This window comes from Streptococcus cristatus, from assembly GCF_003944225.1.
In the GTDB taxonomy this organism is placed as follows: Bacteria; Bacillota; Bacilli; order Lactobacillales; family Streptococcaceae; genus Streptococcus; species Streptococcus cristatus_K.
In genome coordinates, this window is sequence record NZ_RJPN01000003.1 from 134,197 (window position 1) to 154,171 (window position 19,975).

Genomic DNA, 19,975 nt, shown 5'->3' on the forward strand with positions numbered 1-19,975 from the left:
TGTCATAAAATGATTCTGATGTTAAAAAACTTGTATCTTACAAGTGCTAAAATACAAGTTTCACCTATTTTTAAAGACTTTTTTCTCGAATCACTTCGACCTTGTAGCCATCAGGATCTTTGATGAAATAATAATTTGGTGGGTTTCCAGGCAGCCCTTTTGGCTCAGTCACTTCATAGCCCTTAGCAGCATGCTCAGCGTGCAAGCCTTCCAAATCAGGCGTGCTAAGAGCGATATGGGCAAAGCCATCACCGATTACATAAGGTCCATGGTCGTAATTATAAGTCAATTCAAGCTCATAATCATCGCCATCCAAACCAAGATAAACAATGGTAAAAGCATGCTCTGGAAAGTCCTTGCGGCGCAATTCCTTAAAACCAAACGCGTCTTCATAAAAGGCAATCGAAGCCTCTAAATTTTCCACTCGTAAACAAGTGTGCAACATTTTTGATGTCATGGTTGTACCTCTCTCATTTCTTTCTTTTATTATACCGCAAAAGCAGTCAAATTTGAAATAATATGAAAAGTTTTTCAGCTTTTGCTGATTCGTTTTCTAATATCTGACCTAAGAGGAACTCTGATTTCAAAGATGGTTCCACGCGGTTTGTTATCTTTGACTGTGATAGTTCCTTTTAAGGCGTCTACAATTTGTTTTGCCAAGGATAGGCCTAGTCCAAAACCACCCTTTTGACGAGTCCGAGCCTTGTCCACCCGATAAAAACGATCGAAGACTTTTTTCTTATCATCGCCCGCAATCCCTGGACCATTGTCAGAGATCCGCAAGGTCAAGCTCCGATCATTGGCGGAAGCCACGAAATAGATCTCTCCATCTTCTTCCGTGTATTTGATGGCATTATCAAAAAGGATGGTCATCACCTGCTTAAGCAAGACCTTGTCTGTCGTGATTGATTTTGAAACAAGATTTTTGAAATCAAAGACCTTGTCGCTCTCCTCTGCAATAATAGCATAGTTAGAAAAAGCTGTCGTGAAGAAGTCTGGTGTGACTTCACCGTATTCTGGCTTGATACCGTCATCGCGCCGAGCTAGGTTGAGTAAATTGGTCGTCAACAGGCGCATATTTCGCACTTCCTCTAAACTAGATGCGATGCTCTCACTAGACTCCATAATCGTGGCTTCAGGCTTGCGAAAGAGAGATTCCAGACGATTTTGCAGCACAGCCAAAGGAGTCCGCAATTCGTGGCTAGCATTTTCAACAAAGGATTTCTGCTTCTGCATGCTGTCCAAGAGAGGCTTGACACTCATCCGAGCCAGATAGATACTGGCAATCAAGGAAATCCCCCAAAAACTAATCATGACAATGGCAATCAGCTTTTCATGCTTTTCGCTAGTCTGCTCCAGCTGGCTGATGCTGGTCATGACAACTGCGTATTTGACATTTTCAATTTCATCATTTGGATCAATGTCAAACATGTAGGCCCGATAACTCTCGACCTGTCCATAGCTATTAGTTAGTTGTATTTGCTTGATCTGATTAAGAAAGCGTTTGTTAAATTTAATCGCATCAAAGTTTAAAAAGCTATTTTTGGCTGATACATTCTGATAATCATCATTCAAAAGAATAGCTGAAGTATTGGCACTGACATTGACCCTGCCTGGTTCCTCAATCTTAATATCAGGAGCTTGCTCATGCTCTGAATCCTTGTTCTCTGGCTCTTGGTATTGTCGCCCCGTCGTCCGATAGGCTAGATTGGCTACCCAGGCGGGATTTTGACTGAGACTTTTGAGATTATCATCAACGGTCGTGTAAAGGCTAGAGCGCATGACTTGGATAATAATGAGCGTCATGGCCGAGAAAATCAGGGTGAACACACCAAAATAGCGAATGAAATAAGAAAAATCATCCGCATAAAAGGTTTTTTTGAGTTTATTCAGCATTCTTTAAAATGTAACCGACACTGCGAAGGGTTTGAAGATTATTCGCAAAAGCCGTTCCTTTCAATTTTTTCCGAATCTTAGATACATAGACTTCCACCACAGAAATCGTCGTATCGCTGTCAAAGCCCCACAAACGGTCGAAGATTTGAGTCTTGGGCAAAATGACATTTTGATTCTGAAGGAAGTAGACCAACAAATCAAACTCTTTACCCAGTAGCTCGACTTCTTTTCCATCTATCAAGGTCGAATTGGTCGAAAGATTGACCGTCACATCGCCATAGGACAAGGTATTTTCATTAAACTTACCAGAGCGCTTGAGCAAGGCCTGAATCCGCATTTTAAGCTCTTCCAGGTAAAAAGGCTTAGTCAGGTAATCGTCGGCACCGAGTTCAAAACCATGGCCTTTATCATCGATACTTTCCTTGGCAGTCATGATGAGGACAGGAGTGGTTACCCCTTTTTCACGCAATTCTTTAAGCACTTGGAAGCCATCTTTTTCAGGAAGCATCAAGTCCAGCAAAATCAGGTCATACACGCCACTTTCCGCCTCGTATAGTCCTTCTTCGCCATCAAAGACCTGCATAACATCTGCAAAATCATCTAAAAAATCAAATACTGAATTTGACAGACCGAGGTCATCCTCCACTAATAGAATCTTAATCATCCTGTTCCTCCCTTTCTAGAAAAAGCATATCTTGTTTAGTTTAAATAGAGACAGGGCAAACACTTCTCATTCTATCTTAAGCTCTCTTTTTCTATTATATCATGACTTGTCGAAAATGCTTTAAGAATTTGTTGTTTTCGAGTTATTTTCTACCGTTTCACTGTTCTTATCGTCTTTTGTTGTCCCGTCGGCGTTTGATGGCTTCTTTTTTGATTGATTTCCTTCTTGTGGTCCTCCTGGCTGACCATTTCCTTGTGGTGGCTGACCTCCACCTCCCGGACCGCCTTGACCATCTTGACCGTTTTGTCCACCCATCTGCGGTGGCATCCCATTTTCATTTCCTTGCCCCTGACCTTGAGGAGGTTGCCCACCTTGACCTGGCATCTTACCAACTTGATTGTTTTGCTGGGGCATAGTAGCCTGCACTGAACTCTGCTGCGGGCTTTTCTGTGTCAAGGCACCAATTCCATAGCCACCAATCGCTCCGACGGCTAAGGATGCACTAGCCACTGCCGTCATCCACCATTTAGTACTCTTTTTAACTACAATCATTTTTTCCATATCCATTTTAAAGTTTTCCTCTTTCTACATTTTATATTTTCATGGATTTTAACATGATGAAGCAATATAAATCTTGTATACACAAGCTCACATCCCTTCACATGCTAGGATTATTATAGGGAGGCTTGCTTAAACGGGACTGAATTTTTTCTTAAAGAAGACTGAAACTATGGGATTCTAAACAACAAAAAAGACCAGATATTAACATCTGATCTTTTCATTAGGCTAAACTGAAGCCTTGATTGCATTTTCCACCGCTGCTTTTTCACGGGCAATCAAGTCAACACGCGCTGCGATTTCTTTGATTCCCATGCTGATGTTACGGCTGATAGCCATATCGTCCAACTGTGGCTCAAAGAAGGCCTTGTATTCTGCTAGCCTTTCTGCTGTCTTGAAAGCATTAGCTGGATAAATAACGAATTTGTCGAAGCTCATATCGCCACCCAAAGCCGCCTTTATCCACTCCCAATTCTCACGCGCCCAGGTCCAAGCAGTGGCTTGAGTAAATTGGTGATTCAAGAGAGGGAAATACCAACTCATGGCCAAATCTTGTGGTTTTACGATATCCTTGTTTTTCAAAGATTCCAAGATACGAGCAAGTGTTTCTGCGTCCTTAGTGTAAGCCAAAGCAGCTGCCAATTGGCGTTTGAAGCTACCATCAACTGTCGAAACATAATCATTCAAGTATTGGTCGGCCAATTCTTTGCTCTCAAAATGCTTGATTTGGTTGATGAGAATATGTAAGCGAATAGCTGCAGGCAATTTCTCCAAGTTCTCTTGATGAGCAGCAAAAATGCGACTTGCTTCTTGACTTGCTGCTTGATCGTCAGCTGCAATCAGACCTCCTACAACGATCTGGCGAACCAACTCATCCTCATCACTTTCCCCTTCTTTTGCTTCAAAGCCTAGACGATCAAAGTTGAATTTGATAAGTTTAACAACCAATTCGTTATATGCTTTCTCGCACTCGCTTCCTTCGTCCACAAATAGCTTGAGACCGTTCAGAACGGCTTTGACTCCAGAGACAACCAAATAGGAGGTTTCTTCTGTCAGTTTTTCAATAACTGGAACCAAAGCAGCAAATGAAATGCTGCCTGCTTCAGCCAAGAGACGGCGCTCTTGCACCACTTGAAGCTTGCTGGTGCTATCCAAGTCTGTAATGGTATCTAAAATCTGGTCAAGCAAGACACCTTGATAGTCCGTGATATAGTGGGCTGTATTTTCAGTATTAAAGCGCAGGGCACCTTGGTTTTGAGCAGCTAAGGCAGAATAATTTGGAATTTCCAACGTTTCTGTTTCCAGCGTATCTGGCAAACCTTTCCAGTTGCTATTTAAAGGCAAGACCCAAGTGCGTTTCTTATCTTCGTGCTCTCCGATAAAGAATTGTTTTTGAGAGAGTTTCAATGTATCGTTTTCTACTGTAGCTGTCAAAACAGGGTAGCCTGGCTGTTCCAACCAAGAGTCCATAAAGGCTGCTACATCACGACCAGAAGCAGCTCCCAAGGCATTCCAAAGGTCACGACCGATGGTATTTCCATACTGGTGTTTAGCAAAGTAAGCGTTCAATCCTTTAGCAAATGCCTCATCACCCAACCAACGACGAAGCATGTGCATAAGGCGGCTTCCCTTAGCATAAACGATAGCCGGATCAAACAAGGTATTGATTTCGTCAGGGTGCTTCACTTCCACATGGACAGACTGAACTCCGTCTGTCGCATCGCGCTTAAGCGCCAAAGGCACACCTGTTGTTTGGAAATTCTCAAAGATATTCCAGCTTGGTTCAATCGCATTTACACAGACATACTCCATCATGTTGGCAAAACTTTCGTTGAGCCAAAGGTCATCCCACCACTTCATAGTAACCAAGTTTCCAAACCATTGGTGAGCCAACTCATGAGCAACGACAAGTGCTACATCTTGACGGCTGGATACCGTAGAATTTTCATCTACTAAGAGGTAAATCTCACGGTATGTGACCAGACCCCAGTTTTCCATAGCGCCAGATGAAAAGTCTGGCAGAGCTACATGAAGCGACTGAGGAATAGGGTATTTGACACCATAATATTCTTCGTAAAATTCAATCGAGCGAACCGCAATGTCCAAAGCAAACTCTAAGTTGCTGGCTGGATGAGCCTTGGTTGCATAAACACCGACCAAAGTGCCGTTTTTAGTTTTAGCAGTAATGCCTTGCATATCGCCTGCAGCAAAGGCCAAGAGATAGGAAGACATGCGAGGCGTTCTTTCGAACTTCCAAATGCCAGTCGCTTTCCGGTTTTCAACGTCGATTTCAGGCATGTTAGACAAGGCAAGTTCACCTTCTGCTTGGTCAAATTTCAAGGCCATATCAAAAGTCGCTTTAGCTTCTGGCTCATCTACACTTGGAAAGGCTTCACGGGCAAAATGGCTCTCAAACTGCGTAGAAATAATTTCTTTTTTCACTCCATCTACAGTATAGTAAGATGGGTAAATCCCCGTCATATTGTCTGTAATCTTACCTGTATAGGTCAAGGTCACTTCCACATGGCCTGCTGATGCCAATTCAACATAAAGAGCTTCATTATCATTATCAAGAGTGAAGGGACGGGCTTGTCCAGCCACTTCTACGGCCTCAATCGTCAAATCCTTTTGGTGTAAGGAAATTTTCTCAGCATTGGCTTCCCCGGTAATGGTAACTTTCCCTGAGAAAGTCTTATCCGCACGATTTAAATCCAAAAAGAGATCATAGTGCTCTGGAACAAAAGTATCAATAAAATGTGCAACTGCTTGCATGTTTTTCTCCTCATCTAATTGAAGGGGCTGGTATTAAACCAACCTCCATTCATGATTCATCTCTTACTATTCTACCATATTTAGTGACTTTATACTCATCCTAACTGACTCAAAATTGATTTTTACTTTCAAACATAAAGTAATCATTTTAAAGCTATCCTGTTATTCACTTTTCTCCTCCTCAAAACAAAAAAGACAAGCTTAGCCTGTCTGACAGATTCGTCACAAAAGAAAAGTGAAGTTCAAGTTTGCTTTGTTTCTTTCTTCAGTTCGTTCAATTTTTTATTGTATAAGCGATTTTCTTCTTGACAGACTTCATTTAGTCGATCTTCGTAACGCCTTATTTTCCGCTCGAAATCTTCTCGATTTTCCTCAATTTGGTGTAATATATAAGATGAATCAGCAGGCGAACTGTGACGACAGAATGATATAACCCAATTGCTCATTTCTTCCGAAAAATTTCTAGCTTCCCGTTTCATCTCGTGATAATCCCATTCCAATTCACTGGCTTTTCTACGAAATGCTAGATGTTCATCATCTAATTGTGCTATCTGCTTTTTTGTATCCATAATCCCTCCTACAGAATTGGACTTATCAAATTAGGCGTTGAGACTTCATTTAAGACATTCTTGATAGATTCGGCTGCTAATCCTGAAAAAGCACCTTCCAAATCGGCAGGAACCTGAACTGATGAGAATGATTTCATTGTCTCAGCCTGATTGGTGAGCCATTCTTGCAATAGGCGACTTTCTTCAAGGAGAGTGGCTCTTTTAGCTGAGATTAAGCCTCGAATAGCCAGACGTTCCTGTATCCTCAGATACTCTTTTTTGATACGTTCTGCTTCCGCTCGATCCTCTATCATTGGTTCAATCATACGCTTCCTCCTATAATTCCCCAAAAATCTGGCTACCTTTTTGGTCGATTTCTACAATTCTATCAGCTGCCTTATTTAATTTACCTGCTATACTTGTCATTTCCTTCTGATATGAGTTGGCCGAAGAAAGAGTTGCTGCTTCTATTCCAGTATTCCAAGCTAGCTCAAAACTCAACTCAGACAGTAAACCCTCTATCTCTCCACCAGAAAGGTTATGAGCCAGCGTATACGCTGCTGATCGTAGTTCTGTTATATGCTGAGAGACACTTTCCTTGGCATTTGCAAGTTTATCTTTGATCTCCTGCTCATATACTTCAGCTTGTAACTGAGCCGTTTGCGCACTTGTACGAACAAGTTCCTCTCTCAAGCTAATCATTTGACTGCCTGTAGTCGTTTTCAAAGAAGCGTGCAGTTCATCAATGCGTCGTCTCTTTAGAGTGAGTAATTCTTGCTTAGAAGGTTCTGGAGCAAAAGAACCATATTTTTCTAGATATTCCTTGACATAAGATTCTGGATCTGTACTGTCAAACCATGTCTCTAGCTTAGACAAGTCAAATTTTTCAGCAGCTTTAGCCTTTCTTTTGGCAATCTCCCTCACTTGCTTTTCAGTCATGCCGGAACAGAAAAGACTATTTTTTACATACCAATTAATATCTAGACTGTTACCTTTAATCTTTGGTAAGCCAGCATTATGATGTTTTCCCTCTACAGTAAATACTTTTCCATACGGAATGATCCCCCCATGACCATCCCAACTTGTTAAATCTTTCCCCCGATCACTGTATGAATGTAAGTGTTTATTAAGATAATCAAATTCTTCATCACTAATCCCTCTATAATCGGCTGTATTTTTTGTTAACGAATTCCACGCACCCCAGTCCATGAAATTTGTAATCTTCTGGACTTTCATTTCCGCAGCTACTTTAGCAACTGCTGGTCCCGCTTGACTAAATCCCGACATATTACTGATATTAACTTCTTGTCCTGTTCCAGCCATTTTTTTAGCCTTAGTTAATGATTGGTTATAAAACTCCCGAACGTCCTTTGTCTGTTCCGTTAATTGATTTCTTGCCATTACTGCATTGAAGCCAGATTCTAAAACATGATTATTAATGTCTCCACCCGGAGCTTGAGTTCCAGCAACAACAATAGTAGTTTGGCTGTAATCTGGCTTACCTTCCTTATCAAGAGGCGCAACAGCAATGGCTTGGGTGGTTTCGTTGACTTCGTTAATCAGTTTATATTTCTTTCCGCTATCATCAAGCGAGAACTCATTCCCCTTTTTTCTTTTTTTATTATATTAAGAACTTCAACTTGTAATTCTTGTATGCTCTCGTCTGTTAAGGCCATTCTAAAAAGTCTCCTTTCCTAATTTCTGTATTGTAGACAACTTCTGCATCTGGACTGCCGATTTCACTTTTAACCACATTCTTCAATTGACTAGCTTTGACTAAAGCTTCTATATTCTCATCCATTTTTGGTTTAGTTGATAATTTGGCTTCCACAGGTAATTCTTTACACTTGGAAATATCAATAAAATCGTCACCAACCTTTAATTCTATGATTTCTTCATCCAAGCCATTAAAATCAAGCCTAACATCCCAAAAACTACCATAATGACTGTAGGATTTCTCGCCAATTTTTTTTCCCAAGTAAGCTTTATTGCCTTGTAAATCATAAATCACAGGAACAATATTAGCTCGAAACATGCTCTGCCCATCCCCACCTTGAACAAAAATTGGTGAAAACTCTATTTTACTGACTCCTGAATATCGCTCTTTGATATATGTTGACAACTGTTCTTCCAACAAACGAAATCCTCGTTTGTAAAGTTTTACTTCTTTATCATCTAAAACGTCACTAACATTATACGGTGAGTTTTGATATTCAATCCATTTTGTCATACAGTATCCCCCTCCTGAAACTAAGATAATTATTACAGCTATAATTGCAAGTTTTTTTTTCTTCATTAACTGTCACCTTTATGTCTAAATGAAAACGAATCCATTATTTCTGTTTATAGTATATCACAATATAATATTTCTTGCCGACTTTTCCTGTAATATTATCTATCCATAAACAGAAACATCCCCATTTAATCAAAGATTATTCCCATTCTGAGTAGCTCCCTCTTTTAATTTATAAGTTGTAGTCTATTTCAGCATTCGGACTTACTACATCTGATTCCTTAACATCTTTTAGCCTTACTAAGTGTTATTAATATAAACAATGCCATTCTATCAACGCCATTCCCACTCATTTCCTTTCTTAATTTCTGTATTATAGGCAACTTCTGCTTTTAGACTGCCTTTTTCACTTTTAACCACATCTTTTAGGTGACCAGCATTGACAAGCGCTTCAATATTTTCATCTATTGAGGGGTTGATTGTTAATTTAGCTTTTGGAGGCAAGCTTTTGTAATTCGTTATGTCAAGAAATTTACCATCTACATCAATTTCAATCACTTCCTCATCAAATCCATTAAAATCTAACCGTAGATCTCCTAAAAGACCGTAGCTTGCATATCCATGCTTACCAACTTTCCGCCCTAAATAAGCCTTATTCCCATGATTGTCATAAATTACGGGAACGATATTAGCATCGAACATAGTCTGCCCATCCCCACCTTGAACAAAAATTGGCGAAAACTCTATTTTACTGACTCCTGAATAGTGCTCCTTGATATAAGTTGACAACTGTTCTTCCAACAAACGAAATCCTCGTTTGTAAAGTTTTGCTCCTTTATCGTCTAAAACGTCACTGACATTATACGGCGAGTTTTGATATTCAATCCATTTTGTCATACAGTATCCCCCTCCTAAAACTAGAACGAACAAAATTGCCAGAACGACAATAATATTTTTTCTCATAATTATACCTCCATTGTAGTATGCTATAAAACAAGGCTTTCAGCTATCACTTTCCTACATTGTAGCATAATTTTTAGCATTATCCTCCATTTCTTTTTCAATCATTTCAACCAAAAGGGGAGTACTTAGGTCATATCGATAAATTATCTTTTTGTTTTAGACCTTTTAATCCATTGAAATCCAATTTGTCTGTTATCTACATGAAGTCCAAGTATCTATCTTTTGAATTCGTCTCATATCACCTTTTCTCCTCCCAAAACAAAAAAGACAAGCTTAGCCTGTCTCTTTAACATATATTATAATTCAATAATTTTACCCGTTTCAAAGTAAACGACCCATTCGCAGATGTTTTTGGCATAATCGCCGATACGTTCCAAGAAAGAAATAACCTGGAAGTAATCACGACCTGTAACGATGGCTTCAGGATTTTTCTTGATTTCTTCCGTAGCCAGGTCACGAATGCTATCGAAATAATGGTTGATTTTTTCATCCATAGCTGCTACCTCATAGGCTTGATCTACAGAACCATTCAGGTAGAGATCAAGAGCAGCTTCAACGAAATTTTTCACATCGCGGCCCATCTTTTTAATTTCGTCCTCGACGGCTGGAATACGCTGTTCACCCTTCATACGAATAGCCGCTTTTGCAATGGATACCGCATGGTCTCCCATACGCTCTAAGTCTGAAACAGCCTTGAGAACGGTCAAGACAGTACGAAGGTCTTGAGAAACAGGTTGTTGGAGGGCAATCATTTCAAATGATTTCTTTTCCAATTTCACTTCATATTCATTTACTTCTGCATCATCTTCGATGACTTCCTTTGCCAAGTCACGGTCATGCGTGACAAAAGCACGCACCGTGCGGTTGATTTGTGAGAGCACTTCTTGTCCCATTGCGTAGAACTGATTGTGCAATTTCTCCAAATCTTCTTCAAATTGAGATCGTAACATCATTCAACTCCTTATCCAAATTTTCCTGTAATATAATCTTCTGTTTCCTTATTTTGTGGGTTGAGGAACATCTCCTTAGTATCATTAAACTCCATCAAATCGCCACCCAAGAAGAAGCCTGTTTTATCCGAAAGCCGAGAAGCCTGCTGCATGGAGCGAGTTACCAAGAGCATGGTATAGGTGTCCTTAAGTCCATAGAGAGTTTCCTCAATTTTACCCGCAGAGATTGGATCTAGCGCTGACGTTGGCTCATCCAAGAGGATAATTTTCGGACTGGTAGCCAAAACGCGTGCTACACAAATCCGCTGCTGTTGACCACCAGAGAGACCAATAGCGGAATCATGTAAACGGTCTTTCACTTCGTCCCAAATAGAAGCCCCAATCAAGGAACGCTCTACCGCTTCATCTAAAACCTGTTTATCCTTGACACCGTTGATGCGCAGTCCATAGACAACATTTTCATAAATGGTCATCGGGAAAGGATTAGGTTGCTGGAACACCATGCCAATTTCCTTGCGCAACTCCACCGTATCTGTCCGAGGACTGTAGATATTGTGGCCGTTATAGATGACTGTGCCTGTCGTAGTGACTTCAGGATTCAAATCTCCCATGCGATTGATAGCCTTGAGCAAGGTAGATTTCCCTGAACCGGACGGTCCAATCAAGGCAGTGATTTCATTAGGCATAAAGTCCAAGGAGACACTATTGAGTGCTTTCTTTTTATTATAATAAACCGACAAGTCCTTGACTTGCAAAATAGGTTCTGTCATAAATTCATTCCTTTAGTTTCTTCACCTCTAACCAAAATGACCAGAAACATAGTCATTGGTCGACTGCAGTTTGGCATTTTGGAAGATATTGGCGGTCTTGTCGTACTCAATCAAATCTCCCAGATAAAAGAAGCCGGTGTAGTCACTGGCCCGGGCAGCCTGCTGCATATTGTGAGTCACGATGATGATCGTGTAGTCCTTTTTGAGCTCAAACATGGTTTCTTCCAACTGCATGGTAGCAATCGGATCCAGCGCAGAAGCTGGCTCGTCCATAAGCAAGATATCTGGCTTGACTGAAATAGCTCGGGCAATACAGAGCCGCTGCTGCTGACCTCCTGACAAGGTCAAGGCTGATTTATGAAGATCATCCTTTACTTGGTCCCAAAGCGCGGCTTGCTTGAGCGAAGTTTCAACAAGCTCATCCAAAATCTTTTTATCTTTTACACCAGCCCGTTCATGAGCAAAGGTAATGTTGCGATAAATAGACTTGGCAAATGGATTGGGCCGTTGAAAGACCATGCCGATGTGCTTACGCATTTCGTAAACATTGATATCAGACTGATTGACATCTATTCCTTGGTAAAGAATTTGCCCCGTTACCTTGGCAATATCAATCGTATCATTCATACGGTTGAGACTGCGAAGATAGGTTGATTTCCCTGAGCCAGACGGACCAATCAGAGCTGTGATTTTATTCTTTTCAAATTGCATATCAATGCCCTTGATGGATTCTTTTTTACCGTAGTAAACATGCAAATCCTTGGTAGAAAGGGCTACCTTTTCTTCAGGAAAAGTAATGATATGTTTTTCATTCCAATTATATTCTGTCATTGCTTCTCCTTTATGCAGAGGTTAATTTCTTGTGCAAGTAGGAACCGAGTTTGCGGGCTCCAAAGTTGAAAATCAAGATAAAAATCAGAAGCACCGCTGCTGATCCTGCTGACACCACAGTGCCATCAGGAATGGTTCCTTCACTATTGACCTTCCAGATATGGACAGCAAGAGTCTCCGCCTGCCGGAAAATCGAAATCGGGCTGGTAATGCTGAAAATGTTCCAGTTAGACCAATCCAGAGCCGGCGCAGATTGCCCCGCAGTATAGATCAAGGCAGCTGCTTCACCAAAAATCCGACCAGAAGCAAGGACGATCCCTGTCACAATCCCTGGCAGAGCCTCTGGAATGACCACATGAAGCACTGTTTCCCAGCGGGAAATTCCGAGAGCCAATCCTGCTTCACGTTGTGTATGGTGAACGTGACGTAAGCTGTCTTCGACATTGCGAGTCATCTGAGGCAGATTGAAGACGGTCAGCGCCAAAGCACCAGAGATGATAGAAAAGCCATACTCAAACTGGACAACGAAAATCAAATAACCAAAGAGTCCGACTACCACGGATGGCAGCGAGGACAGGATTTCAATACAGGTACGAACAAAATTAGTCACCGGACCTTTTTTAGCGTACTCGGCTAGATAGACACCCGCTCCCATCGAAAGGGGAACAGAGATAATCAGGGTAATCACCAACAGGAAGAAGGAATTGTATAGCTGAATCCCAATACCACCTCCAGCCTGATAGGAAGAAGATTTTCCAGTCAGGAAAGACCAAGAAATGTGCGGTAATCCTCTTACCAGAATATAAAGAATCAGAGAGGCAAGGATAGCAACAATGATACCAGCTATCGTGTAGAGGATACCAGTCGCCAATTTATCTAATTTCTTAGCGTGCATAGTTTTTCTTACCTCTTTCTTTTGTAATCAGTTTAATGACACTGTTAAAGGCTAAGCTCATCATCAAGAGCACCAGAGCCAGAGACCAAAGAACGTTATTGTCCACTGTTCCCATAACGGTATTTCCGATTCCCATGGTCAAAACGGAAGTCAGTGTAGCTGCCGGTGTTGTCAAAGAGGTTGGAATCACCGCAGAGTTACCGACAACCATTTGAATGGCCAAGGCTTCACCGAAGGCACGTGCCATTCCAAAGACCACAGCTGTAAAGATACCAGAGCGAGCAGCCTTTAGCGTTACCCGCCAAATGGTCTGCCAGCGCGTTGCACCCATAGCCAGACTTGCCTCACGGTAGTGACGTGGCACAGCACGCAGACTGTCCGTCGTCATAAAGGTTACTGTCGGCAAAATCATGACAAAAAGTACGAAAATACCAGACAGAATCCCAAATCCGGTACCGCCAAAAACAGTCCGAACAAAGGGAACAACGACCTGCAAGCCGATAAATCCGTACACAACAGACGGAATCCCAACCAAGAGTTCGATTGCAGGCTGGAGAATCCTAGCTCCTTTAGGCGACACTTCAGTCATAAAGACTGCTGCTCCAATAGCAAATGGCGTTGCTATCAGTGCTGACAGGATCGTAACAATAAAAGAACCTAAGATCATTGGCAGGGCACCGAATTCCTTACCTGACGGATTCCAAGTGGAGCCAAATAAAAATTCAAATACATTAACTCCGTTGACGAAGAAGGTCGATAAGCCTTTTTGTGCTACGAAGATTAAAATCATGGCTACGATCAGGACGATTAAAGACAGGCAGGCAAAGGTGATATATTTCCCAAATTTTTCCAGACGAGAGTTTTTCGAAGGGGATAGTAATTTTTTTGCTAATTCTTCATTTCTCATTTGCTATCTCCTTTTAAGCTCGTAACATTTCCATCAGCATCCTTGCTGACCTGCATTTCTTTGATGGAAATATAGCCCATTCCTGAGACAATCCCATCCTGAACCTCATCTGACAGCATGTAGTCCAGAAACTCTGCTGCCAGACCAGTCGGCTTGCCCAATGTATACATATGCTCATAAGACCAGAGTGGCCAATCGTTGGTCGCAACATTTTTGGCCGTTGGCTCGTAGCCATTGAGCTTCAAAGTCTTGACAGAATTATCGACATAAGCAAAGGCCAGATAAGAAATGGCTCCCGGTGTTTGAGAAACAATGGACTTAACCATCCCATTTGAATCTTGTTCCTGACTTTGAACGGCCGATTTACCAGCCATGATGACACTGTCAAACGTAGCTCGAGAACCAGAACTTGCCGCACGATTGATGATGGAAATCTCTAGATTTTTCCCACCCAGCTGCTTCCAGTTGGTCACTTCACCAGTAAAAATCTTCTGCAATTGCTCCGCTGTTAAATTATCGACAGATACTTCTTTATTGACAATCACGGCAATTCCAGCGACTGCTACCTTGTGGTCAACAAGGGCTGAAGCATTAATCCCTTCTTTTTCCTCAGCAAACACATCTGAGTTGCCAATTTCGACCGCACCAGACTGAACCTGAGACAAGCCCGTACCAGATCCGCCCCCTTGAACATTGACCGTTTTTCCAATATTGGCTGAACCAAACTCATCCGCTGCTGCTTCAACGAGTGGCTGAAGGGCTGTCGAACCAACGGCAGTCATGGACTCCCCTCGGTCAATCCAGCTGGAGCAGGCTGATAGGCTGACTGCAAATAGCACTAGAACTGCTGACAAAATCAGCTTATATTTTTTCTTTACCATTTTTTTCCTCGAAATCTTGTGAATGATAGTGGAATGTCTATTTGAAAGAAACTGAAAATCCCACTATATCCACTATAACATAGAAAGAGGGCTTTGCCTAGTCTTTTGAACGAAAGCGAAGCCCCTTTGGGAAATAATTTTTCAAGGTATTTCCAGTAATTTTTGCAAAACCCAAACCGTTGCCCTGGGCAAGGACTTGATACCAACCATTTGGATAGTTTTGAGAGAGTTGAACCGTTTCGCCAGCTACATATTTGCTAAAGGCATCCTCATCAATCTCAAAGACTGAGACAACTTCACTAGGACTCAAAGCTAGGCCTAAGGCAAAGCTCGGTTCAAAACGATTTTTCTTAAATTCACCCAGATGCAGGCCATTGCGAGCAATTTTCAGTTTTGAGATATCTGGCAGTCCAGCTGGCAGCAGATAAAGATTGTCCCCAAAAATATCTAAATGTCCTTCTAGCTCAATTTTTAGATGCTTTTTCTGAAAATCTTGCCAGAGTTTTCTCTGCTCTGCTGTCAATTTATTTTTGGTCGCCTTGATTTTTTTAGCAGACTGACTGCCTGTAAAACGAAATTTCGCTACAAATTGCCCTTCACCTTTAAAATGGTGGGGATACATACGAGCTGTTTCTGGGAAATCAATCCCTGCCACCATGCCATTGACTTTTGGTATTTCCAGCAATTCCAAAGGAAAATTCTCCAAAAGCCAAGCGACAATTTCTTCATTTTCTTCAGGTGCCCAAGTGCAAGTTGAATAAACTAACTGCCCGCCTGTCGCCAACATCTTGACAGCGTCCTCCAGAATTTCTCGCTGCAGACGCGCACACTGAGCCGGATATTCCGGACTCCAATACTGGGTAGCATCTGGCTGCTTGCGAAACATTCCTTCGCCAGAGCAAGGAGCATCCAGAACAATGAGATCAAAATAGCCCTGAAAGACCTTAGCCAATCGATCCGCAGATTCGTTGGTGACAAGGACATTTCGCGCTCCAAAACGCTCAATGTTTTCCACCAAAATTTTACTGCGTTTGGCATTGATTTCGTTAGAAACCAGCAAGCCTGTATTTCCTAGATAAGAGAGTAAATGAGTAGATTTTCCACCTGGTGCAGCCGCTAAGTCCAAAACTTTCATGTCCTTTTGCGGTGCTGCAACTTGGGCAACCATTTGTGCAGCTGGCTCCTGAGAATAAACCAGCCCCGTGACATGTTCCGCCGACTTCCCAGACACTTTTCCGTAATGGCCCCAGTCTGTATTTGGAATCGCATCTGCAAATTTTTTCTGATTTTCTTTTAAAGGATTGCTGCGAAAGGCTGAAATCGGATCTTGATCAAAAATCGCAAAAAAAGCCTCTGCCTCCTGACCCAAGAGCTCCTCATACTTTTCCTTAAAACCTACTGGAAAGTCCATTCTAGCCTTTTCCCTTTCGTAAATACTCTTGTAATTCGTCTAACTTACACTTTGGTGCAATCATAATCGGCTCCTGAGTCTGAAAATTCGGCTGATTGCCATCTAGGGTCTGAATGACAAAGCCCAGTTTGTCAGCCATCACATAGGCCGCTGCATAGTCCCAAGGCCAATTATAAGAGAAATAGGCCGCCAAACCACCCGCCAGAGCCTTGCCAAAACTAATCCCAGCGCTGCCATAGACACGCACGCCTAAGCAAGCACGAGATAAGTCAGCCAGTCCCCAGTGATTATGCTCTAACATACAGGCATTTGAAGCGATCAAATATTGCTGCAAGGGCTTATCGATAAAAGCAGATAACTTTCTGTCATTGCAGTACACATCAAAAGCCCCGCCTCCGTGAAAAAGCTGGTCTCTTGTCACATCGTAAATCAATCCAAACTTGCCCTGCCCATTTTCAAAATAAGCTAACATAATAGCAAAATCAGCCCGCTGGGTGATGAAATTATTGGTACCATCAATGGGATCAATCACCCAGACATTACCATCCGCAATGTCGTGTCGCAGGTCATTTTCCTCAGCCAAAATCGCGTCGTTCGGATACTGAGCTAAAATTTTCTCAACCAAATCATCTTGGATGAAGCGGTCCATTTGAGTCACCAAGTCAGTCGGGCTGCTCTTTTGTACGACATCCAAGTCATCATAGAGATGGTTTCTTAAAAAAGCACCTGCCTGATAAACTATTTCTTTCGCAAAATGAAATTTATTTTCCAAGAGAAATCATTCCTTTCCCTTTCCTTTTTGCCTCCTGAACAGCGCGATAAAGAGAATAGCTACTAACCGTCTCAAACTCACGGCCTAGTCGCTTCTCTTCTCCCTTGCTGGGAACAACTTTCTTGAAGACTGCATAAGACTGGAGCAGTTTCTCCGCTTGAATCTTCTGTTCATAGGCTTGCTCTACATCATTAAAAAAAGAAAGCACTGAAGCAAGCTCTTCAGTGCTCCACGATAAGTCTAGTGGGTAACTATAATTTTTTTCCATATTTTAAATATCAGCACGCATAGTTGCGGCTCTTAGTTCTTCTTTCCGATAACCTCTAGGCAAGAAAGCACGGATTTCGTCTTCATTGAAGCCGATTTGCATTCGTTTACCATCGAGGATAATTGGGCGACGCAAAAGACTAGGATTTTCCTCAATCAGCTTAATGAGCGTTGAAATCGATAAATCCTCTACATCTAAATCTAGTTTTTGAAAAATTTTTGAGCGGGTTGAGATGATGTCATCAGTGCCATTTTCTGTCAATGAAAGAATATGTTGCAATTCTGGAGCAGACAGAGGGCTCGTCATGATATTATGCTCCGTAAATGGAACTTCATGACCAATCAACCAAGCACGCGCCTTGCGACAGGAAGTGCAGCTAGGCGATAAAAATAATGTAATCATGCTGTTCTCTTCTTATTTTTATATAGTAACTAACTCTATTATACTAAATTTTATCTCTCTTGACTAGATATTTTTGAGAATCGGCTTGAAATACTATGAAAAATATCAAGAACTGACAATTATTCCGAACGTTCCCAATTTCTTGCCACTTCTTCATCACTCTTTAATTGAGCAACCAGTTCTTCAATACCATCAAATTTGACCATATCACGAATCTTATCCAGCCAGATAATTCGAATCGTATCGCCATAGATTTCCTCCGCAAAGTCAAATAGATTGGCCTCAAACCGAAGTTCATCTCCTTCAAAGGTCACATTTTTGCCAACGCTAGCCATGCCTCGATAAATCTTGCCATTGTGCTCAACATCCACCACATAGACACCATCTGCTGGCAAAATCACGCGATCCAAAGGAGCTAGATTAGCTGTTGGATAGCCAATGGTACGCCCCCTAGCATTGCCATGAACCACAATGCCACGAGTAGAGAGAGGATAGCCTAATAGCTGATGCGCCTTGGCAACATCACCATTTTGGATGGTTTCTCTAATCCGAGTAGAAGAGATTTTTTCCTCATCTTGATTGACTGATGAGACAATGACAATCCGACCATCGAAATAGTCTGCAAGCTCCTCTGCCCTTCTCTTGTCAGATCCAAAATGGTAATCAAAACCTGCCACAACTGCCTTTGCTTTCAGCGCAGCAACGTACTTATCAAAAAATTCTTGGGCTGTATTTTTAGAAAAATGGCTAGTAAAGTCAATCAAATAAAGGTAGTCCACACCCAAATTTTCTAAGTGAGCAGCTCGTTCCTCTGGATGATTCAAATGCAACATCAACTCTGGCTGATAGCGGACAAAAGCTAATTTTGGTGACTCAGGAAAGGTCAGTACGGCAATCTTCAGTCCTTGCTCAGCTGCAATTTTCCTTGCTTCCTTAAAAAGTGTCTGATGCCCTTTATGCAGGCCGTCAAAATAGCCCAGAACCAAGACTGTATCTTCTTCCTGATTTATCTCTAATTCATTATTTATTCGTCTTATTTTCATCATTTTTCTATTTTACTATGTATCCGCTTTTTTTACAACAAATTAAATCCCATGAAAAGAACTTCTATCACTCCAAGAAAACACCTTGCTATCTCTAACAAAGTGTCTCTGTAAATATTTGAAACTACACTGGTTACTGGCGATCATCATAGCCGTTTGGATGACTGGAATGCCATTTCCAAGCAGTTTCGATAATGGTTTCGATATTGTCAAATTTCGGCTGCCAGCCCAAAACTTCTCTTGCTTTCTCAGAGGAAGCAATCAGCGTATCCGGATCCCCTGGGCGCCGCTCTGCTATTTCCAAAGGAATAGGATGGCCGGTCACCTTGCGAGCGGCTTCTACAATCTGAAGGTTGGAAAAACCAGTCGAAGAGCCAAGGTTAAAGGCATCCGAAGGTTGACCAGCTCGCAGGTGTTCAACAGCCAGAATATGGGCATCAGCCAAGTCGAAAGGATGGACATAATCGCGGACATTGGTTCCGTCTGGAGTATCATAATCGTCTCCAAAAACGGCAATCTTCTCACGTTTGCCCTGAGCCACCTGGAGCACAATGGGCAGGAGATGGGTTTCTGGTCCATGGTCCTCACCAATCGAGCCGTCGGGCTTGGCACCCGCCACATTGAAATAACGCAGAGCTACAAACTTGATGCCATAGGCCTGGTCTGCCCAGCGCATAATGGTCTCCATCATAAGCTTGCTCTCACCATAAGGATTGATCGGCTTTTGCGGAGTCGTTTCCAGTATCGGCACTTCCTCAGGAATGCCATAAGTCGCTGCTGTCGAAGAAAAGACAATGTTTTTAACGCCGCATTCCTGCATGACCTCCAAAAGAGAAACCATGCCGGCTGTGTTATTGTCAAAATATTTGAGCGGATCAACCATAGACTCTGCGACCAGTGAAAAGGCAGCAAAGTGAATGACTGCATCGATGGATGGATGCTTGGCAAAGACATCTCGTATAAAGTCCTTATCCGCCAAATCCCCCTCATAAAAGACTGCTTGAGGATGAACCGCTGCGCGATGACCAGTCACCAAATTATCAACGACGACTACCTCTTCCTTGCCTGCTGCTACCAAACGGTCTACCATGTGCGAGCCGATATAGCCAGCGCCACCTAATACTAAAATTGCCATGTTTCTCTCTTTCTTGTCTTGATTTTTATTTAACTATTTTATCAAAAATAGGGACAAATGAAAACTCTCACTGCAA

General features: G+C 42.0%; 21 protein-coding genes and 1 pseudogene. All 22 read right to left on the reverse strand.

Going from position 1 to position 19,975, the window contains the following annotated elements:
- Positions 1-70: 70 nt before the first annotated feature.
- Positions 71-457, reverse strand: coding sequence for a lactoylglutathione lyase (gene gloA, locus D8797_RS05105; RefSeq protein ID WP_005590267.1), 387 nt, complete (start codon positions 455-457; stop codon positions 71-73).
- A gap of 74 nt (positions 458-531) precedes the next feature.
- Positions 532-1,896 (reverse strand): sensor histidine kinase, encoded by a 1,365-nt coding sequence (locus tag D8797_RS05110; protein ID WP_125379519.1) that lies wholly within the window; start codon positions 1,894-1,896, stop codon positions 532-534.
- Positions 1,886-2,560 (reverse strand): response regulator transcription factor, encoded by a 675-nt coding sequence (locus D8797_RS05115; protein WP_125379520.1) that lies wholly within the window; start codon positions 2,558-2,560, stop codon positions 1,886-1,888. Before D8797_RS05115 ends, D8797_RS05110 begins: the two co-directional genes overlap by 11 nt.
- A gap of 120 nt (positions 2,561-2,680) precedes the next feature.
- On the reverse strand, positions 2,681-3,127 hold the full coding sequence (locus D8797_RS05120) for a hypothetical protein (RefSeq protein WP_125379521.1): 447 nt from the start codon (positions 3,125-3,127) through the stop codon (positions 2,681-2,683).
- A 219-nt stretch (positions 3,128-3,346) separates the two neighbouring features.
- A complete protein-coding gene (locus tag D8797_RS05125) occupies positions 3,347-5,890 on the reverse strand; it encodes a M1 family metallopeptidase (protein ID WP_125379522.1) in 2,544 nt (847 codons plus the stop codon).
- A gap of 242 nt (positions 5,891-6,132) precedes the next feature.
- Positions 6,133-6,459, reverse strand: coding sequence for a hypothetical protein (locus D8797_RS05130; RefSeq protein ID WP_125379523.1), 327 nt, complete (start codon positions 6,457-6,459; stop codon positions 6,133-6,135).
- 8 nt (positions 6,460-6,467) lie between these two features.
- Positions 6,468-6,764, reverse strand: a complete 297-nt coding sequence (locus tag D8797_RS05135) for a hypothetical protein (RefSeq protein ID WP_125379524.1) — start codon at positions 6,762-6,764, stop codon at positions 6,468-6,470.
- A 10-nt stretch (positions 6,765-6,774) separates the two neighbouring features.
- A pseudogene (locus D8797_RS05140) lies at positions 6,775-8,114 on the reverse strand (hypothetical protein).
- On the reverse strand, positions 8,105-8,734 hold the full coding sequence (locus tag D8797_RS05145) for a hypothetical protein (RefSeq protein ID WP_125379525.1): 630 nt from the start codon (positions 8,732-8,734) through the stop codon (positions 8,105-8,107). Before D8797_RS05145 ends, D8797_RS05140 begins: the two are co-directional and overlap by 10 nt.
- 270 nt (positions 8,735-9,004) lie before the next feature.
- Complete coding sequence (locus tag D8797_RS05155) at positions 9,005-9,568, reverse strand: hypothetical protein (protein ID WP_125379526.1); 564 nt, start codon at positions 9,566-9,568, stop codon at positions 9,005-9,007.
- Between the two features lie 362 nt (positions 9,569-9,930).
- A complete protein-coding gene (gene phoU, locus D8797_RS05160) occupies positions 9,931-10,584 on the reverse strand; it encodes a phosphate signaling complex protein PhoU (protein ID WP_005591940.1) in 654 nt (217 codons plus the stop codon).
- A gap of 11 nt (positions 10,585-10,595) precedes the next feature.
- On the reverse strand, positions 10,596-11,354 hold the full coding sequence (pstB, locus tag D8797_RS05165) for a phosphate ABC transporter ATP-binding protein PstB (protein ID WP_045497249.1): 759 nt from the start codon (positions 11,352-11,354) through the stop codon (positions 10,596-10,598).
- 27 nt (positions 11,355-11,381) lie between these two features.
- The gene (pstB, locus tag D8797_RS05170) at positions 11,382-12,185 is read right to left on the reverse strand and encodes a phosphate ABC transporter ATP-binding protein PstB (protein ID WP_125379527.1); all 804 of its coding nucleotides are present in this window, start codon (positions 12,183-12,185) and stop codon (positions 11,382-11,384) included.
- A 10-nt stretch (positions 12,186-12,195) separates the two neighbouring features.
- Complete coding sequence (pstA, locus tag D8797_RS05175; protein ID WP_037615389.1) at positions 12,196-13,080, reverse strand: phosphate ABC transporter permease PstA; 885 nt, start codon at positions 13,078-13,080, stop codon at positions 12,196-12,198.
- Complete coding sequence (gene pstC, locus D8797_RS05180; RefSeq protein ID WP_125379528.1) at positions 13,070-13,987, reverse strand: phosphate ABC transporter permease subunit PstC; 918 nt, start codon at positions 13,985-13,987, stop codon at positions 13,070-13,072. The genes pstA and pstC overlap by 11 nt, the downstream gene beginning before the upstream one ends.
- Entirely contained in the window at positions 13,984-14,868 is an 885-nt protein-coding gene (locus D8797_RS05185; protein ID WP_125379529.1) for a phosphate ABC transporter substrate-binding protein PstS family protein, read from the reverse strand. The genes pstC and D8797_RS05185 overlap by 4 nt, the downstream gene beginning before the upstream one ends.
- A gap of 97 nt (positions 14,869-14,965) precedes the next feature.
- Positions 14,966-16,279, reverse strand: a complete 1,314-nt coding sequence (locus D8797_RS05190; RefSeq protein ID WP_125379530.1) for an RsmF rRNA methyltransferase first C-terminal domain-containing protein — start codon at positions 16,277-16,279, stop codon at positions 14,966-14,968.
- A gap of 1 nt (position 16,280) precedes the next feature.
- A complete protein-coding gene (locus D8797_RS05195; RefSeq protein WP_125379531.1) occupies positions 16,281-17,051 on the reverse strand; it encodes an inositol monophosphatase family protein in 771 nt (256 codons plus the stop codon).
- The gene (locus D8797_RS05200; RefSeq protein WP_125379532.1) at positions 17,041-17,319 is read right to left on the reverse strand and encodes a UPF0223 family protein; all 279 of its coding nucleotides are present in this window, start codon (positions 17,317-17,319) and stop codon (positions 17,041-17,043) included. The genes D8797_RS05195 and D8797_RS05200 overlap by 11 nt, the downstream gene beginning before the upstream one ends.
- Positions 17,320-17,322: 3 nt before the next feature.
- Complete coding sequence (locus tag D8797_RS05205; protein WP_005590248.1) at positions 17,323-17,721, reverse strand: Spx/MgsR family RNA polymerase-binding regulatory protein; 399 nt, start codon at positions 17,719-17,721, stop codon at positions 17,323-17,325.
- Positions 17,722-17,840: 119 nt separating this feature from the next.
- Positions 17,841-18,764 (reverse strand): bifunctional riboflavin kinase/FAD synthetase, encoded by a 924-nt coding sequence (locus tag D8797_RS05210; protein ID WP_312023861.1) that lies wholly within the window; start codon positions 18,762-18,764, stop codon positions 17,841-17,843.
- Between the two features lie 133 nt (positions 18,765-18,897).
- The gene (gene galE, locus D8797_RS05215; protein WP_125379534.1) at positions 18,898-19,899 is read right to left on the reverse strand and encodes a UDP-glucose 4-epimerase GalE; all 1,002 of its coding nucleotides are present in this window, start codon (positions 19,897-19,899) and stop codon (positions 18,898-18,900) included.
- Positions 19,900-19,975: the final 76 nt, after the last annotated feature.

What these genes read in the sequence shown, in the direction of transcription:
- galE (WP_125379534.1), bottom strand. Translation starts at nt 19,899, where the DNA reads ATGGCAATTTTAGTATTAGGTGGCGCTGGCTATATCGGCTCGCACATG.
- D8797_RS05145 (WP_125379525.1), bottom strand. Translation starts at nt 8,734, where the DNA reads ATGAAGAAAAAAAAACTTGCAATTATAGCTGTAATAATTATCTTAGTT.
- D8797_RS05190 (WP_125379530.1), bottom strand. Translation starts at nt 16,279, where the DNA reads ATGGACTTTCCAGTAGGTTTTAAGGAAAAGTATGAGGAGCTCTTGGGT.
- D8797_RS05155 (WP_125379526.1), bottom strand. Translation starts at nt 9,568, where the DNA reads ATGACAAAATGGATTGAATATCAAAACTCGCCGTATAATGTCAGTGAC.
- D8797_RS05200 (WP_125379532.1), bottom strand. Translation starts at nt 17,319, where the DNA reads ATGGAAAAAAATTATAGTTACCCACTAGACTTATCGTGGAGCACTGAA.
- D8797_RS05205 (WP_005590248.1), bottom strand. Translation starts at nt 17,721, where the DNA reads ATGATTACATTATTTTTATCGCCTAGCTGCACTTCCTGTCGCAAGGCG.
- phoU (WP_005591940.1), bottom strand. Translation starts at nt 10,584, where the DNA reads ATGTTACGATCTCAATTTGAAGAAGATTTGGAGAAATTGCACAATCAG.
- pstB (WP_125379527.1), bottom strand. Translation starts at nt 12,185, where the DNA reads ATGACAGAATATAATTGGAATGAAAAACATATCATTACTTTTCCTGAA.
- D8797_RS05125 (WP_125379522.1), bottom strand. Translation starts at nt 5,890, where the DNA reads ATGCAAGCAGTTGCACATTTTATTGATACTTTTGTTCCAGAGCACTAT.
- gloA (WP_005590267.1), bottom strand. Translation starts at nt 457, where the DNA reads ATGACATCAAAAATGTTGCACACTTGTTTACGAGTGGAAAATTTAGAG.
- D8797_RS05210 (WP_312023861.1), bottom strand. Translation starts at nt 18,764, where the DNA reads ATGAAAATAAGACGAATAAATAATGAATTAGAGATAAATCAGGAAGAA.
- D8797_RS05130 (WP_125379523.1), bottom strand. Translation starts at nt 6,459, where the DNA reads ATGGATACAAAAAAGCAGATAGCACAATTAGATGATGAACATCTAGCA.
- D8797_RS05115 (WP_125379520.1), bottom strand. Translation starts at nt 2,560, where the DNA reads ATGATTAAGATTCTATTAGTGGAGGATGACCTCGGTCTGTCAAATTCA.
- pstC (WP_125379528.1), bottom strand. Translation starts at nt 13,987, where the DNA reads ATGAGAAATGAAGAATTAGCAAAAAAATTACTATCCCCTTCGAAAAAC.
- D8797_RS05135 (WP_125379524.1), bottom strand. Translation starts at nt 6,764, where the DNA reads ATGATTGAACCAATGATAGAGGATCGAGCGGAAGCAGAACGTATCAAA.
- D8797_RS05185 (WP_125379529.1), bottom strand. Translation starts at nt 14,868, where the DNA reads ATGGTAAAGAAAAAATATAAGCTGATTTTGTCAGCAGTTCTAGTGCTA.
- pstB (WP_045497249.1), bottom strand. Translation starts at nt 11,354, where the DNA reads ATGACAGAACCTATTTTGCAAGTCAAGGACTTGTCGGTTTATTATAAT.
- pstA (WP_037615389.1), bottom strand. Translation starts at nt 13,080, where the DNA reads ATGCACGCTAAGAAATTAGATAAATTGGCGACTGGTATCCTCTACACG.
- D8797_RS05120 (WP_125379521.1), bottom strand. Translation starts at nt 3,127, where the DNA reads ATGGATATGGAAAAAATGATTGTAGTTAAAAAGAGTACTAAATGGTGG.
- D8797_RS05110 (WP_125379519.1), bottom strand. Translation starts at nt 1,896, where the DNA reads ATGCTGAATAAACTCAAAAAAACCTTTTATGCGGATGATTTTTCTTAT.